The organism is Undibacterium sp. KW1, from assembly GCF_009937955.1.
Classification (GTDB): Bacteria; Pseudomonadota; Gammaproteobacteria; order Burkholderiales; family Burkholderiaceae_D; genus Undibacterium.
On the sequence record NZ_AP018439.1, the window covers coordinates 5,737,644 to 5,752,984 of the forward strand.

General features: G+C 50.8%; 12 protein-coding genes. 7 read left to right on the forward strand and 5 right to left on the reverse strand.

Going from position 1 to position 15,341, the window contains the following annotated elements:
• Positions 1 to 128: 128 nt before the first annotated feature.
• A complete protein-coding gene (locus UNDKW_RS25905; protein WP_162061106.1) occupies positions 129 to 923 on the forward strand; it encodes a class I SAM-dependent methyltransferase in 795 nt (264 codons plus the stop codon).
• A gap of 80 nt (positions 924 to 1,003) precedes the next feature.
• Positions 1,004 to 1,567 carry a YceI family protein gene (locus tag UNDKW_RS25910; RefSeq protein ID WP_162061107.1) on the forward strand — a complete coding sequence of 188 codons (564 nt, stop codon included), beginning with the start codon at positions 1,004 to 1,006 and terminating at the stop codon, positions 1,565 to 1,567.
• A gap of 5 nt (positions 1,568 to 1,572) precedes the next feature.
• Here UNDKW_RS25910 and UNDKW_RS25915 read toward each other — a convergent pair whose 3' ends face one another.
• A complete protein-coding gene (locus UNDKW_RS25915) occupies positions 1,573 to 2,424 on the reverse strand; it encodes a DMT family transporter (protein WP_162061108.1) in 852 nt (283 codons plus the stop codon).
• Between the two features lie 138 nt (positions 2,425 to 2,562).
• On the reverse strand, positions 2,563 to 4,023 hold the full coding sequence (locus UNDKW_RS25920) for a hypothetical protein (RefSeq protein ID WP_162061109.1): 1,461 nt from the start codon (positions 4,021 to 4,023) through the stop codon (positions 2,563 to 2,565).
• A 217-nt stretch (positions 4,024 to 4,240) separates the two neighbouring features.
• On the opposite strand from UNDKW_RS25920, the gene UNDKW_RS25925 reads away from it, so the two are divergent.
• Positions 4,241 to 4,702: a GNAT family N-acetyltransferase gene (locus tag UNDKW_RS25925; RefSeq protein WP_162061110.1), complete on the forward strand. Its 462-nt coding sequence runs from the start codon at positions 4,241 to 4,243 to the stop codon at positions 4,700 to 4,702.
• 50 nt (positions 4,703 to 4,752) lie between these two features.
• Here UNDKW_RS25925 and UNDKW_RS25930 read toward each other — a convergent pair whose 3' ends face one another.
• Positions 4,753 to 6,468, reverse strand: a complete 1,716-nt coding sequence (locus UNDKW_RS25930) for an alkaline phosphatase (protein ID WP_162061111.1) — start codon at positions 6,466 to 6,468, stop codon at positions 4,753 to 4,755.
• A gap of 181 nt (positions 6,469 to 6,649) precedes the next feature.
• Here UNDKW_RS25930 and UNDKW_RS25935 point away from each other — a divergent pair, with 181 nt between their 5' ends.
• Both UNDKW_RS25935 and UNDKW_RS25940 read left to right on the forward strand, forming a co-directional pair.
• Complete coding sequence (locus tag UNDKW_RS25935) at positions 6,650 to 7,261, forward strand: glutathione S-transferase family protein (RefSeq protein WP_162061112.1); 612 nt, start codon at positions 6,650 to 6,652, stop codon at positions 7,259 to 7,261.
• Between the two features lie 254 nt (positions 7,262 to 7,515).
• Entirely contained in the window at positions 7,516 to 8,859 is a 1,344-nt protein-coding gene (locus UNDKW_RS25940) for a reverse transcriptase family protein (protein ID WP_162061113.1), read from the forward strand.
• A gap of 7 nt (positions 8,860 to 8,866) precedes the next feature.
• Here UNDKW_RS25940 and UNDKW_RS25945 read toward each other — a convergent pair whose 3' ends face one another.
• Entirely contained in the window at positions 8,867 to 9,238 is a 372-nt protein-coding gene (locus tag UNDKW_RS25945) for a DUF423 domain-containing protein (RefSeq protein ID WP_162061114.1), read from the reverse strand.
• Positions 9,239 to 9,393: 155 nt separating this feature from the next.
• Here UNDKW_RS25945 and UNDKW_RS25950 point away from each other — a divergent pair, with 155 nt between their 5' ends.
• Together UNDKW_RS25950 and UNDKW_RS25955 are read left to right on the forward strand one after the other, a co-directional pair.
• Positions 9,394 to 10,764, forward strand: coding sequence for a hypothetical protein (locus UNDKW_RS25950; RefSeq protein WP_162061115.1), 1,371 nt, complete (start codon positions 9,394 to 9,396; stop codon positions 10,762 to 10,764).
• Positions 10,765 to 10,768: 4 nt separating this feature from the next.
• Positions 10,769 to 11,416, forward strand: a complete 648-nt coding sequence (locus tag UNDKW_RS25955) for a peptidylprolyl isomerase (protein WP_162061116.1) — start codon at positions 10,769 to 10,771, stop codon at positions 11,414 to 11,416.
• A 122-nt stretch (positions 11,417 to 11,538) separates the two neighbouring features.
• Here UNDKW_RS25955 and UNDKW_RS25960 read toward each other — a convergent pair whose 3' ends face one another.
• Entirely contained in the window at positions 11,539 to 15,123 is a 3,585-nt protein-coding gene (locus UNDKW_RS25960) for an indolepyruvate ferredoxin oxidoreductase family protein (protein WP_162061117.1), read from the reverse strand.
• Positions 15,124 to 15,341 lie beyond the last annotated feature (218 nt).

Genomic DNA, 15,341 nt, shown 5'->3' on the forward strand with positions numbered 1-15,341 from the left:
ACATCTCCATGACATTTACCGCAGCTTCTTGAAAACCGCTTATGATGCGCTGCACGATGAACAATTACTCCGCCATGGAACGTTTGTCCGGCCTGGCGGTCTCAACTCTTTTTCTCAGGAGACTTTGTATGAAACAATTTCTGCTCGCCATGAGCCTGATCACAGGTTTGGCATCCAGCCAGGCAGTGCTGGCCGATGATGCCTTGAAGGCTGCCATTGCCGGACAACAACGCACGCCAGCCAATGCCGTACGCGACAGTGCGCGTCATCCGTATGAAACTCTGACTTTCTTTGGCATCAAACCAAATATGACAGTGGTTGAACTGTCGCCTGGCGGTGGCTGGTACACAGAAATTTTGGCGCCGTATCTGCGCGACAATGGCAAGATGATTGCTGCGCTGGGCGACCCCGCTGTCAGCAAAGGTGCTGCCAGCTTCAAGCAAAAACTGGATGCCAACCCGGCCATCTATGGCAAAGTACAGATGGGTGTGTTTGCCCCCCCTGCCAAACTGGAATACGCGGCCAAGGGCAGCGTCGATATGATACTGACTTTCAGGAATATCCATAACTGGATAGGCAATGGTGAACCAGCGATGAAAGCCCTGTTCCAGAATGCCTATGACAGCCTGAAACCAGGCGGTGTATTTGGTGTAGTTGAGCATCGTCTGCCAAGCAGCAAGACGCAGGATGAGAAAGCCAGCACTGGCTATGTGCATGAAAGCTATGTCATCAAACTGGCTGAGAGCGTGGGCTTCAAACTCGCGGGGAAATCTGAAGTCAATGCCAACCCTAAAGACAATGCCGAGCATGAAAATGGTGTCTGGGCTTTGCCACCAACCTTTGCCAACAAGGACAAGGACAAAGCCAAGTACGAAGCCATAGGCGAGAGTGACAGGATGACACTGAAGTTCGTCAAGTCTTAAATCTTAAATAAGCGCCAAGCTGGCAAGTCTGGCGGTAACAGTTTATGATGGCTGTTACCGCCTTTTTTCTGGGAACCGCCATGTTCAGAAAATGCCTGCTGCTGATATTGTGCTGTACTGGCATGAGCGGATATGCCGCAGACAAATACATCGTTGATCAGGAACACACATACAGCAATTTTGAATACAAGCACTGGGGCTTGTCCTTGCAGCGCGGCCGTTTCGACAGGAATAGCGGCAGCATAGAACTGGATATGGAGAACAAGACCGGTAGCCTGCAGATTGCCATAGAGGCAGACTCCATCAATAGCGGTTCAGATACATTCAATAATATCCTGCGCTCGGCCAGTTTTTTCAATGCAGAGAAATACCCAAAAATCTTTTTTCAATCGAACAAGCTGGTCTTTAATGAAGACAAACTGGTGCAGGTGGAGGGTGACCTGACCATCAAGGATGTCACCCGCAAGGTAACGGTAGATATCACCCAGTTTGAATGCCGTTTCATGATCCTGTATCTGAAGCGTGCCTGCGGCGCGAATGGCAATACCAAGATACTGCGCAGCGATTATGGTGTGGGCCGCTATGTACCGTTTGTCAGCGATGAAGTGACTTTGTCGTTCAGTGTTGAGGCGATCAAAGAGTAGGTCTGTCAGGTATAGCGGATGACGATGGCACCCGCTACCGCCAGCAAAATAGCCGTCAGCCGCCGGGCTGAGATTTTTTCATGCAGTACCCAGGCCGCAATCGCGGTGGCAAACAGTATCGAGGTTTCACGCAGGGCAGCAATGGCGGCCACAGGTGCCAGGGTCATGGCCCACAATGCCAGCCCATATGAAGCGACTGAAGCAGTACCACCAGCCACACCAAGAAAATATTTACCCCTGATGTAAGCAAAAAATACCTGCCTGTCCCTGAGCATGACGATGGCCAACAACACCAGTGCAGTCAGCAAAAAAATCCACATGGTATAGGCAGCAGGTGCACCAGACTTACGCACACCTATGCCATCAACAACGGTATATCCGGCAATGAAACAGGCATTCAGCAAGGCAAAACCACGGCTTGCCAATGCCTGGGATTTGTCACTTGCGCTGGTCTGACCAGACAGGCTTAAACCCAGTATGCCCAGCACCAGCATACCCAGTCCCAGCCAGCGCAAGGTGGGTACAGCTTCACCAATCACACTGCCACTGACCAGGGCCACCAGCAAAGGCGCGGTGCCACGCATCAGAGGATAAGCCTGGCTCATGTCACCATGCCGGTAGGCTGCTGCCAGCAAATAGAAATACACCACTTGCAAGGCTACCGAAGCCAGCATGAACATCCAGCTGTCCTCATCTGGCTGGCTTACAAAAGGCAACACTAACGCACAAACCAGGCCGGCACCAGAGGTCACCAATACTGTATTAAAGTATTTGTTTGTGCCAACCTTGATCGCTGCATTCCAGGCGGCATGCAGGAAGGCGGCGAACAAGACAATAGCGACAACTAGGCTTGACATGAAAATTCAAGCAAGCTGAGTAGTCGATAGCTTGGGTCAAAACACATACGCAAACATTTCATCTATATGGGATGAGGGGCATTGTAAACCAACATCGTTTGCGGTGAATTACTGAAGATGCGCTCTGCATTTAGAACTCTAACGCAGAACGACGATATTCAACTTGCCCCCGTCCAGATTACTATTGGCATTTTCATGACCAGTAAATTTCAATTGTCCGGCCTTTTCGTCCCACTCCATGGCAGAGCCATCATAAGGGTTACGCAATGCAGCTGGTGCACTGGCAAGGTATGCTGGTATGTCGGCATCAGGAATTTTTTTGCGCAAGATATCGGCTTGCAAACTGACCATGCGTAAATAGGCGTCGGTATCTCTGCTTCTATCAATATAGGTTCCAGCATAATCTGGCACACCTATTTGCATCAGCATTTTTCCTGCAGGGTTATAGGCATGATTGAGGTAATAAGTAATACCGCTACCGCTTAACTCTTGATTCAAGCTGATTAAACGATTTTTTGTGTTGCTCGCATCAGAAGATGGATTTTTTGCCGCAGCGATGATCAATGCCCAGTTCCTGGCAACCATATTGGATGTTGCATTGGGCTGGAAAGTGAGTTCACCCGGCAAATTCAAAGGCCAGGGAGGATTATCTGATTTATCTTTCGTCAACGCCAGGCTGGCACGCAAATGCTGGGAAAAATTCACCTGCACTCCAGCCTCATACAAGTACGGGCGCTCGAGACTTTTCTCCTCCTCAGTCATGGGTCGCACCAGACTGGTGATACGTTCTGCATATTGTTCCAGCAGCGCCGGATACAGCACCAACAGTTCACTTACTGTACGCGCCTGCTTGCGTATCGCCGCCTGCAGCACCATTTTAGAAATCAGGCTGGAACTGTTTTTCAACATCAACCTGAGATAAGAGTCATTGCTTTCCAGCAGTTGCAAACCGGCATCCAGTTTGCCGTCTGCGACATCAAAACTGGCTTGCGTCAATAACAAATCTATTGCATGGCTTAAGTTGATGTAGGCTGGTAATTTTGCATTGAAAGACGGTATGAGATGTTCTTCATAATTCCCCATTTTTCGCATCAATGCATAACGCTGTGCCAGCAACAGATTATTGGTTATTTGCGTAGTTAGTTCAGCGCGTTTCTCCAAATCCAGCTTGACGCAGTTTTGTATGGTTTTCCTGCAGCGATTATTGTTCCAGCTAAACTTTACATATTCCCCCCTGTGCTCGGGGTGGTGCTGGCTTTCATAAGCGGCTTTATCTTTTTGGTATAAGGCCTGTTCAGCCTTGATACTCTCTATGCCAGTTTTTAGTAGATCGCTACCCAAAGGAGCATTCATTGCCTCCATGATATAAAAACCATTCTGCGCATCGGGCACACGGTATTGCTGGTCATGCAGAAAAGCTTGCGCTTCTGGATTCAAGGCTTCGTCTTTCCAGTTGATGACGGCAAGTGCCGCCACCAACAATACAATAATCAATAGGATAGCCAGGAAAATTCTCAGCGCCCAGCGTCCCACCGTTTTCAGTTTTTGGAAATGAGCCGGATTGAATTGTCCGTTATTACCAGCAAGCGCGTTTGACATAGATGATTTTCGAGTGGGTTAATCAAGGCGCTTATCAAGACATTTATCAAGACATTTAGACGAATACCAGATTCTGAACAGAGCTAAGCATATACAAACCACGTGCGGATTATCTTTATCTCATTGCACTTCGTCCACGGTTAAATTGTAAAATAAATACCGTTTAATTGAGCATAGCTGTTTTTTTAAAAAAACATACCCCCAATCCTCTATGAGCATGTCGCCACTTTTACGCAGCGCCCTCCCGGATGATTATGCAGTCATCGCCACCTGGATAAACAATATACAGGCCTGTGCCCGCTGGGCGGGCCCGCAGTTACCCTTTCCATTTGCCAGTGCTGACTTGCCGGCCTTGCTGGCAAAGCCACAGGCGCAAGACCTGGTTCTGATTGATGTGAACAAGGATGTGGTCGGATTTGCCCAATTCTGGCAACGGGACGAGCGCCGCACGCACCTGGGCCGTATCATCGTTTCCCCTGCAGCACGCGGTTTGGGTTATGGCAGGGTATTGTGTGAGCAATTGATGCGACGTGCCATAGCCGAGACTGGTTCATCAGTGCTCAGTTTGCGGGTATATCGTGATAATGAAGGGGCGCTGCATTTGTACTGCCAACTGGGATTTGTGGCTGTCGAGAATGATTCAAATGAAGAAGTGCTGGCCATGGAATACCAGGTTTGAAGAGTAAGAGGCCAGCAATCGCTGGCTCTCTTGCTCCTGCCTGACCTGTCTTAGCCAGCGTAAGTGAAAGTATCCACACTGGTGGTATAACTGGAACTGGTGACGGTACTGACATACACATATTCACCCTTGGCCTGCGCCGGTGTCACGGTAATGAGCATGTAGCCGCGACGGTAGGTGTCGATGTAAGTGATGTCATCGACCAGCGCCTTGATGGTACCTGCGAGTGTCGCAGGCGGCACTACTGAGGGAGGGAATACACCTTCAAAACCGGACGAAGTAACCGACATGCCGGCAAATTCTGCACCCACCTGCGTACCATCCGCCAGGGTCAGTTTATTGAACCAGGCATTGTGGCTATCGCCTGACAAAACCAGGAATTTTTTGCCTGCCGTTTTCAGTTTCGCGGCGGAGTTAAAGACGGTATCACGGGCATTCGGATAACCTTCCCAGTTATCGAAGTTGTAGGAAATTTTTGGGTTTTTCAAAGGATCCAGCAAATCTTTTTGCGCCTGTGTCTGTGCCGCTGCCGGCGTTGCCTTGGCAGTCAGGTAAGCAGTCACTGAATCTGCGCTCAGATTGGAAACCAGTGTCGATGCCGGCAACTGCACACGGCCCATGACAGTCTGGTTACCCAGTACCTGCCAGGTTGCCTTGGACGATGTCATTTGTGTATCCAGCCAGGCTTGCTGCGTGGTGCCCAATAATTGCTTGTTCTTGTTGAAGGCGTAGGGCAAGAACTTGGGATCAGCCACATCACGGCCTTGCGCATCCAGCATGCGGTCTGGTGCCTGTTCACGGCCTATTATGCGGGTATCGAGCATGTGCAGCGACAACAGATTGCCAAAGTCAAACGAGCGGTAGATTTTCAGCAAATTGGCAGAATCTGGCGAGCGTATCGGCATCCATTCATGATAAACCTGGCTGGCCGCTGCCTTGCGTGCTGCCCAGGTGCCCTGCGTAGCAGGATTATGATTTTCTGCACTATCCATCCAGGCATTGTTGGCAAACTCATGATCATCCCAGATGGCGATCATAGGCATGCGTGCATGCAGGGCTTTCAGGTAAGGATCAGCCTTGTGCAGGGCATGACGTGCGCGGTAATCAGCGACGGTGACAATCTCACTGGCGGGTGCAGAAACACGGCCTGCAACTTGCGACGCAGCTGGTGGATAAACACCATCCTTGTATTCATAAATATAATCACCCAGATGCAGGGCGAACTGCGCACCGGAAGAGATTGCACTGTCATAGGCATTGAAGTAACCGGCAGGATAATCACTGCAAGAGAACACCGCCAGCTTGACCTGATCGACATTGCCAACTGGCAGGGTACGGGTGCGGCCTACGGCCGAAACGCTATTATTTGGTGCGACGAAGCGATAGTAGTATTCTGTATTTGCAGCCAGGCCAGTCGCATCAACCTTGGCAGTAAAGCCTGTCGCTGCACTTGCTGTCGTCCTGCCCGAGAACAGCACGCTGGAAAAACTGGCATCTGCTGCCATTTGCCAGGTCAGATCAACACTGGCATCGGTCGATATCTTTGCATGCGTCCACAAGATCACGCGGTCTGCCAGAGGATCGCCGCTGGCAACGCCATAATTAAAGGCAGCCATCTCGCCATTCAGCTCTGGAGAGGAGCCACCACAGGCAGTCAAAACACCGCCAGATGCCATAACAGCTGCAACGGAAGACATCTTGATGACAAAGCCGCGTCTGGCGATATTTGCTGGCGCTTTTGAATTTTTCTTCTGATCGTTTTGCATCTGGCTACTCCCCTGGAAAATGAGAGATAGTAGGGCCGCCTTGTGTCAGGGATATGACGCTGGCCGGACTTGTTCAAGGAAAGTCTAGAGGGTAGCCTCTAGCGAGACAACAAGTGCCAGCGCACACTTGCAGAAAACTGGGCATAATGGGTTTCCCAATTTCCTACACTGCGAGGCTGCCATGATAGAAGTCCACCACTTAAAAGAATCACGCTCACGCCGTATTACCTGGTTGCTGGAAGAACTGGGGCTGGATTACACCGTCATCTCTTACGACCGTGATCCCAAGACCCGTCTGGCACCGCCGGAACTGCAAAAGATACACCCGCTGGGCAAGGCGCCTGTCGTGCGTGACAAGGATCAGACCCTGATCGAATCAGGTGCCATCATCGACTACCTGATACGCACCTATGGCAATGGCCGCCTGGCACCTGCCATGGGCACGACTGACTACAACCGCTATGTGCAGTTCCTGCACTATGCTGAAGGTTCAGCCATGTTGCCGCTACTGTTGAAGTTGTATGTAGGTCGCCTGGGTGACGCCGGTGCACCATTGCATCCACGTATCAACGGCGAAATCGCCAACCATTTCAGCTACCTGAATGCTGAGCTGGAAGACCGTGATTACTTCGTTGGCGACAGCCTGACGGGTGCCGACATACAATTGTCTTTCGCCGTACAGTCAGCCGTGCGCGGTGCTGGCTGTGAAGCCTTCCCCAACCTGACCCGCTTTGTCGATATGGTAGCGGCTCGTCCTGCCTATCAAAAAGCAGTAGAGAAATATAGCGAGTAATCGCTTTAGATGCAGTTCGTGGATTGACAGCTACGATTGCATGCTCTATCTTCGCAATGCGGCGGACCCTGCAAGCTGGCGCTCAGACGCAAGTCCATAGTGCCTCTGCGGGGTTACCCCGTGGGATAAATTTACCTGGTATTTCATCGCGTGAGCCGCCCTGCATTCCATGCAGACTGGCTCACACTACACGAGACTGGTTGCAGGCTCTCCGCCGCCCCGCTGCCGACGATCATACACCACTGCCTTCACTCATGGACAATCCCAAACAGGTCGCCTTAGCCATTGCCGATGCCTTATTGGCAGGTGAATGCAGCCATATCGCCCTGATGAAAAACATGAGCTGGGTATTGGGCAGGAAATGGCCGTGGATACCATCGCTGTGTCAAAAAATTGAACAGCATGCTGGCCCGCATTTTTATCATTACAGCCGCCATGAAATGGCAGCCTTGATACTGGACGATCATGGCTACTCCAGTGCCTGGCGCGACGGGGAAAAACCGCAAATCAAACAGTATTGCCTGCAGCCAGCGATCGCCCCTGAAAAACCGGCATGGCTGCAAGCCCTGGCTTTACCTGAATTTAATAACTCCGCTGATTTGGCCAAACACCTGAACCTGACTGTCAATGAACTGGCCTGGTTTGCGGATCAATGGCGACAGGATGCGCAGGCAGCACCACAACTCGGACACTATCATTACCGCTGGCTGGAAAAAGCAAGCGGCGGCTGGCGCTTGCTGGAAATACCCAAGTCGCGCCTGCGCCATATACAAAGAAAAATCCTGCAACAGATATTGAACAAGGTGCCGCCACATGCGGCAGCGCAGGCATTTCAACATGGCCGCTCGAGCATCAGCCATGCGACACAACACACGGGGAAACGTGTCGTGGTCAGGCTGGATTTGAAGGATTTTTTTACGAGCATCCCAGGTTCACGCCTGCATGCCCTGTTCACCAAACTGGGCTATCCAGAAAAAGTGGCGGGTACGCTGGCACGTCTGTGCAGCAACCGCACACCCACTGCTATCGTCAAAGACAAAACCCGCTGTCCATTTGCTCAAGTCAGCTCTGCTCATCTATTGCGCAGCCCACATCTGCCACAGGGTGCAGCGACCTCCCCTGCCCTCGCCAATCTATGTGCTTACCGTCTCGATATACGCCTGCAAGCTTTGGCGGATAGCATGCAGGCCAGTTATAGTCGCTATGCAGATGACCTGACATTTTCTGGTGATGAAGAATTTGAGCAAAGCCTGCAGCGTTTTATCCCACAGGTGGCGACCATCGTGCTGGAAGAAGGTTTTGTATTGAATTACAAAAAGACCCGCATCATGCGGGCCTCAACCAGACAGCAAGTCACCGGCATCGTCGTCAACAACCACTGCAATATCAAACGCAGCGATTTTGATACCCTGAAAGCCATACTGACCAACTGCCTGCGCCACAATCCAGCGTCGCAAAACCGTGAAGGACATGCCAATTTTCGCGCTCATCTGGCAGGCAAGCTTGCCTATATGCGCATGATCAATCCGGCGCGCACGGCAAAGCTACAAACCCTGTTTGAGCAGATTAACTGGTCAGACACACCAGTTATGACTTGACTTTGGCTTAACGACGGATTGCCGCCCAAGCCAGCATCGTCCATCCCGCCAGAAAAGCCACCCCACCTATGGGTGTAATCGCCCCCAGTATGCGTATGCCAGTCAATGCCAGCGCATACAGGCTGCCACTGAAAATAATAATCCCGGCCAGCATGGCCCAGGCCGCCTTGCGCAACAGGGCATTATCCTGCTGCTGCAACATGATGCCCAGCGCCAGCATGCCCAGGCCATGCACCATCTGGTAAGTCACTGCCGTTTGCCAGATAGCCAGCATGTCGGCACTCAGCATTTGCTTCAAGCCATGTGCACCAAAGGCACCGGCAGCCACGCCTATGAACATGAGGATGGCGGCAGTAGCGATGAAAGAACGTGCTTGCATATCGGCGGCAGGAAATTGGATGAAAACAGCATTGTAAGGCAAGGCGCAAAAAAAGAAATTTTTGCGCGCATGGTACTTCTCACAGAATGCATGGATAATTGTATTCCACTCACATCAGCGATTCGTCCATATTTTCATTTTATGCAGGTAAGAGCATGACAAGTTTTTCTGGTATTTTGATTTTCAGCCTATTGTTTGGCAGCTTGCACCAGACTGTATCTGCGCAAACCATAGAAAGCATCCCTTTAGGTGTGCAAGAAGTAGAAAATACTACGGTGGAAGAGTATGGCAAAACTTATTTTGGTGCTGAAAAAGGCAGTATCAAATCCTGGCAAGTTTTATTGTGGGATGGTGAAAAATTATCCTGCAGCCCTTTCCAGGGTTTCCGCAAGAAGGCGTTGCCATTTAACTGGGACAGACAAGATGCAAAAAACTTTCTCATAGAACCTGTCGTTCCTGAATCAGCCTTATTCATACTCAAAGGCTTAGGTACTACACCAATCCAGAAAACAAGCGCGTTTTGCCAAAATGGGACAACGATAAAAGAAACCATCCGGGAGGGCTGGAAAAAAGCCGTCAGCCTCGACGCAAAAAAACTGGAGCTGCGTGCAGTTTACCAAAAGAGCGCCGATGCAAAAATCTTGCCAGGGTCAATGCAACTACTGATGAGTGTTCCCGGCAAACCCGATAGCATCATACTGGATCGTGCATTTGGCATGATTTTTAGTGAGCAGAAACTCATGTGGTATGGCGATCTCAATGGCGACGGACTACCAGACTTTTTGATACAGAGAACTTTAATCACGGGAGAAACCGACTACATTCTTTCTGTCAGCAACACCAACTGGCAATACACCGTGCTTGGCATCACTATTGATAGCGACAAGCCTGATATGGGATTCTCTTCCGGTGTCGGTGAGGCAGATTATCAGGAATCACAATTACTGAATTCACCACGGCCTTATCCGGTTTATACGCTGCCACAAACAACGGTCACTGCGTCTGGGCAAGAGAAGGCGCGCAAAATGGCGAAATCTGGTGCCATGACTGTCTCTGATTTATTGCTGGTTAACCGCACGGTAAGTGAAAATGCCAATGCAGACAGTGAGGAAGCACCCAAGATCTCGCTGCAACCAGCAAAAGCAGAAATCAAACGCGATCTGGTATTCAGCTTTGATGAAGAAAAATATCGCCTGCTAGTAGAAGAACTACCTGTATTCTGCGAACAAGTCCATGGCCCCGCCTACATTTCACAATTATATTATGGTGCCTACGGAGGCTGCCCACGCAGTCTGGTAATCAGTCTCTATCACAAAGGAAAACGTCAGGTCTTGTTGGTAGCCAAACCTTATCAGGAAGACCCCATGTCCGTGACGGCCGGAGACCTCGATGGCAGCGGCATCTTGTCCATCGCCCTGAGCTGGCAGCCTCACTATAATAACGGCATGTACAATCAGTGGAAAAAGACCAATGATGGGACGAGAATCATGAAACGCGTTTCGGTATTTCAATCACAGGGATGTTGAAATCATGATCAAAAAATTCTTGTGCCTGACTTTTTTCCTCTTTACAGCAACAAGTGCAGTTGCCCAGTCGCGTTACGCCATTATCGAAACGTCGGAAGGAAACATCAAAATAGAATTGAATGCCAGACAGTCGCCAAAAACAGTTGCTGCTTTTATTAAATATGTAAAGGCGGGAGTATACAAAAACAGCATCATTCATCGTGCCGTAAAAGATTTTTTGATACAAGGTGGTGAATTGGCAAAAGCAACTGAAAGTGGAGGGAATATATCCCTGCGAGCAGATTTTGCTCTGCCAATTTTTGCTCCAGAAGTAAAGAATGGCCTCAAAAATCAACGCGGCACAATAGCGATGTCCACAACCAAAGTAGGCAATAGAGTATCTGTGCCCACAGGTTTCTTTATTAACCTCAAGGACAATCAATTTCTTGACTATTACCTTTATGAGAAAGAGACCATGGTGCCTACCCTGGCGGGCCCACAGCTAGCTCCTGCGGGCACTGAGATCAGCGGCTATGCCGTATTTGGTCGTGTAGTTGAAGGTATGGCTGTCGCAGATCAGATCGCTCAAACTGCAGTTGAAGTACGTAACTCATACGAGCATATGCCCGTGCAGGAAATTGTGATCAAACAGATTCGCCTTAGCGATAAATAATGTTGACTACTAGCGAGTAGAAGCAAGAATTTTCTAATACGATTTTTAAAACCAGGCTAACAAACAAAACAGGTCGCCCGTGAGCGACCTGTTTTTTTGCGACTATCTTAGATCAAGCAATATCAGGCAGCTTTTTGCGCAGACTGTGCTGTATTGAATTCAGCAATCAGTGTTGCTTCCTTGGCCTTCGCGGCTTTGAAATGCCTTTCCTTGACATGACCATAACCGCGTATGTCTTCAGGGATGCTGGCAATCGCTACTGCCTTGGACAAATTATCTGCATTCAATAAAGGAAGCAACTTGTTCAAAGTTTGTTTGTACTCGACTGGCAAGGCACGTTCCATCCTGCGTTCTTCGGTGTAACCGAAAATATCAAAGGTACCGCCACGCAGGGACTTGAACTTGGCCATCAAACCGAATGCCTTCATCATCCATGGGCCAAACTGTTGCTTGATCAAATGACCCTTGTCATCACGCTTGGCCAGCAATGGCGGCGCGAGGTGGAAGTTGATGGCGTAGTCACCTTCAAACATGTCGGCAATTTTCTTTTGGAACTTGCCGTCAGTGTACAGACGTGCGACTTCATATTCGTCTTTGTAGGCCATCAGTTTGAACAGATATTTCGCGACCGCTTCAGTCAGGCGCAAAGGCTTGTTGCCATCGACGAGTTTGCTTTCTGCTGCTTTGACTTGCGCAACAAACTCCCTGTACTGGCTGGCATAAGCTGCATCCTGATAATCGGTCAGGAAAGCCACGCGCTTGTTGATGGTGTCATCCAGTGTCGGAGCGCGTTTCAGTTCTATGACTTGTGCCGGTGTCACCAGACGTTGTACAGCTGCCAGATCATGTGCAGCAAGGCGACCCCAGTTGAATGCCTGCTTGTTGAAGTCGATAGATACACCATTGAGTTCTATCGCACGCATCAAGGCGACTTCTTCCAGCGGTACCCAGCCTTTTTGCCAGGAATAGCCTAGGATGAACATATTGGTCGCAATGTTGTCACCCATCAGCGCAGTAGCAATTGACGCAGCATCGATCAGATCGACACGGTCAGCGCCACAGGCTTTGCGGATATCATTCTCTGCCGATTCAGCCGGGAATTGCCAGTTAGGATTCTTGATGAAGGTAGAAGTTGGCGAACCATTGGCATTGATGGCGGCGTGGGTACGGCCCTCCCCCATGCGTGACAAGGCATCCTTGCCAGCCGTCACGATCAGGTCACAGCCTATGACCAGATCAGCCATGCCTGTACCTACGCGTGTCGATTGTATATCGTCGGCCTTGTCAGCCAGGCGCACGTGTGACATCACCGCGCCGCCTTTTTGCGCCAAGCCTGTCATGTCCAGCACGGAACAGGCTTTGCCCTGCAAATGCGCCGCCATGGCCATGATCTGGCCTATGGTGATGACGCCAGTACCACCAACGCCAGTGACCAGTACGCCGAAAGGTGTTTTGGTATCAGGCAGGGCTGGATAAGGCAGGGCATTCACGTCGAGTGCATTGCCGGGTTCTATCTTGGTTTTTGCCGGTTTCTTGAGTTTGCCACCTTCTACGGTGACAAAGCTGGGGCAGAAACCTGTGACGCAGGAAAAATCCTTGTTGCAGGAAGACTGGTTGATCTGGCGCTTGCGGCCGAATTCGGTTTCCAGTGGCTCGACTGACAGGCAGTTCGATTGCACTGAGCAATCGCCACAACCTTCACACACAGCTTCATTGATGACTGCACGTTTGGCAGGGTCAGGGAAACCAGGTTTGCCATCCTTGTCGATTTTTTTCCTGCGGCGGCGTTTTTCAGAGGCGCAGGTCTGATCATAAATCATCGCAGAGACGCCCTTGGCCACGCGCAGTTCACGTTGCACGGCATCAAGCTCGCTACGGTGGCGCACGGTGACACCAGCAGCCCATGGATAATTCGCACCATATTTTTCTGGCTCGTCAGTGACGACGATGATAGGGCCTACGCCTTCAGCAGCGATCTGGCGCGAGATCATGCCTGGGTCCAGCGGGCCATCGAATTCCTGTCCACCTGTCATGGCGACAGCGTCATTGAACAGTATCTTGTAAGTGATATTGACTTCACCGGATACCGCAGCGCGTATCGCCAGCAAACCCGAGTGATAATAAGTACCATCACCCAGATTACAGAACACATGGTTCTCAGTCGTGAATGGTGCCTGGCCTACCCAGGTCACGCCTTCAGCGCCCATGTGGGTAAATGTAGAGGTTTCGCGGTCCATCCAGGTCACCATGTAATGGCAACCGATACCGGCCAGGGCACGGCTGCCCTCGGGTACTTTGGTGGAGGTGTTATGCGGGCAGCCGGAACAGAAATGCGGTACACGGTCTTTGTTAGGGTCAGGCTTGGAAACGGTATTGAGCATCGCTTCCTTGGCTTCCAGATAAGCCACGCGTTCTTTCACGCGTTGCTCTACCGGGTGACCGGCGAAGTAGCGGCTGATACGCGAGGCAATCGCACGGGCGATCTGTGCCGGGCTCAGTTCATAAGTCGCGGGCAGCAGCCATTCACCATGGCCAGAACCATGCAGGTTGCTCCACTCGCCACTGTCATCGAACTTGCCAACCACGCGTGGGCGGACTTTGTCTTCCCAGTTGTACAGCTCTTCTTTCAAAGCGTATTCAAGGATCTGGCGTTTTTCTTCAACCACCAGGATTTCTTCCAGGCCGGTAGCGAATTCGCGTACGCCTTCAGATTCCAGCGGCCAGGTCAGGCCTATCTTGTACAGGCGTATGCCTATGTCCTTGGCAACCTGTTCATCGATGCCCAGGTCGGCCAGTGACTGACGGGTGTCGAGGTAGGATTTACCGGCAGTGATGATGCCTATCCTGGCATGTGGGCTGTCCCAGATGATTTTATTGAGCTTGTTGGCACGCGCATAGGCCAGCGCCGCATACCATTTGTAGTTATTCATGCGGATTTCTTGCGCCAGCACCGGGTCTGGTGTGCGGATGTTCACACCATCGGCAGGCAAGACAAAATCTGCTGGAATGATAGGTCGCACGCGGTCTGGATCGATATCAACGACAGCACCGGATTCAACAATGTCAGTCACGCATTTCATCGATACCCACAGGCCGGTATAGCGCGACATGGCGATGCCGTGCAGGCCATAATCCAGATACTCTTGTACGGTAGATGGATACAACACCGGGATACCGCAGGCTTTGAGGATATGTTCACTCTGATGCGCTGCTGTGGAAGACTTGGCAGCATGGTCATCACCAGCCACGACCAGTACACCACCGTGTTTTGAAGTACCTGCCAGATTCGCATGCTTGAACACGTCACCACAACGATCTACACCCGGGCCCTTGCCGTACCACATGGCAAACACACCATCATATTTAGCGCCAGGGAACATATTCACCTGTTGCGTACCCCAGACTGTTGTAGCCGCCAGATCTTCATTCACGCCCGGGTGAAATTTGACGTGGTGTTTGGCCAGATGTTTTTTCGCCTTGGCAGCAGTCAGATCGACGTTACCCAGAGGTGAGCCACGATAACCGCTGATATAGCCGCCGGTATTGAGACCCGCTTTTTCATCGGCCTGGCGCTGCAACATCATCAGGCGTATCAGGGCCTGGGTGCCGGTCATGAAAGCGCGGCCGCGCTCCAGCGTGAATTTATCGTCGAGGGAAATATTGTTGTCGATCAGCGCCTGCTGCTCGGCTTTGTGGGGTGCATTCATGGGGTCTCCGTGCTTTTTTATCGTTTGGCAATGGTGTGCGCAACAAAACAGAATCACCTTGTGAGTGAATCATATACTTATTAGTGTAGCTTGGTATCGTAATGGGTATGCGATCTCAAGCTACCATGATACGGGTCGCACATTAACATGCTGTATTGCCAGTCCCAATGGACAGTACCTCACAAAAAGACCAGTACAGTATGACTGACACTTTCCCA

Excerpts from the sequence above, each read along its gene's own strand:
- UNDKW_RS25915 (WP_162061108.1), bottom strand. The coding sequence starts at position 2,424 with ATGTCAAGCCTAGTTGTCGCTATTGTCTTGTTCGCCGCCTTCCTGCAT.
- UNDKW_RS25925 (WP_162061110.1), top strand. The coding sequence starts at position 4,241 with ATGTCGCCACTTTTACGCAGCGCCCTCCCGGATGATTATGCAGTCATC.
- UNDKW_RS25920 (WP_162061109.1), bottom strand. The coding sequence starts at position 4,023 with ATGTCAAACGCGCTTGCTGGTAATAACGGACAATTCAATCCGGCTCAT.
- UNDKW_RS25950 (WP_162061115.1), top strand. The coding sequence starts at position 9,394 with ATGACAAGTTTTTCTGGTATTTTGATTTTCAGCCTATTGTTTGGCAGC.
- UNDKW_RS25935 (WP_162061112.1), top strand. The coding sequence starts at position 6,650 with ATGATAGAAGTCCACCACTTAAAAGAATCACGCTCACGCCGTATTACC.
- UNDKW_RS25930 (WP_162061111.1), bottom strand. The coding sequence starts at position 6,468 with ATGCAAAACGATCAGAAGAAAAATTCAAAAGCGCCAGCAAATATCGCC.
- UNDKW_RS25940 (WP_162061113.1), top strand. The coding sequence starts at position 7,516 with ATGGACAATCCCAAACAGGTCGCCTTAGCCATTGCCGATGCCTTATTG.
- UNDKW_RS25905 (WP_162061106.1), top strand. The coding sequence starts at position 129 with ATGAAACAATTTCTGCTCGCCATGAGCCTGATCACAGGTTTGGCATCC.
- UNDKW_RS25960 (WP_162061117.1), bottom strand. The coding sequence starts at position 15,123 with ATGAATGCACCCCACAAAGCCGAGCAGCAGGCGCTGATCGACAACAAT.
- UNDKW_RS25955 (WP_162061116.1), top strand. The coding sequence starts at position 10,769 with ATGATCAAAAAATTCTTGTGCCTGACTTTTTTCCTCTTTACAGCAACA.
- UNDKW_RS25945 (WP_162061114.1), bottom strand. The coding sequence starts at position 9,238 with ATGCAAGCACGTTCTTTCATCGCTACTGCCGCCATCCTCATGTTCATA.
- UNDKW_RS25910 (WP_162061107.1), top strand. The coding sequence starts at position 1,004 with ATGTTCAGAAAATGCCTGCTGCTGATATTGTGCTGTACTGGCATGAGC.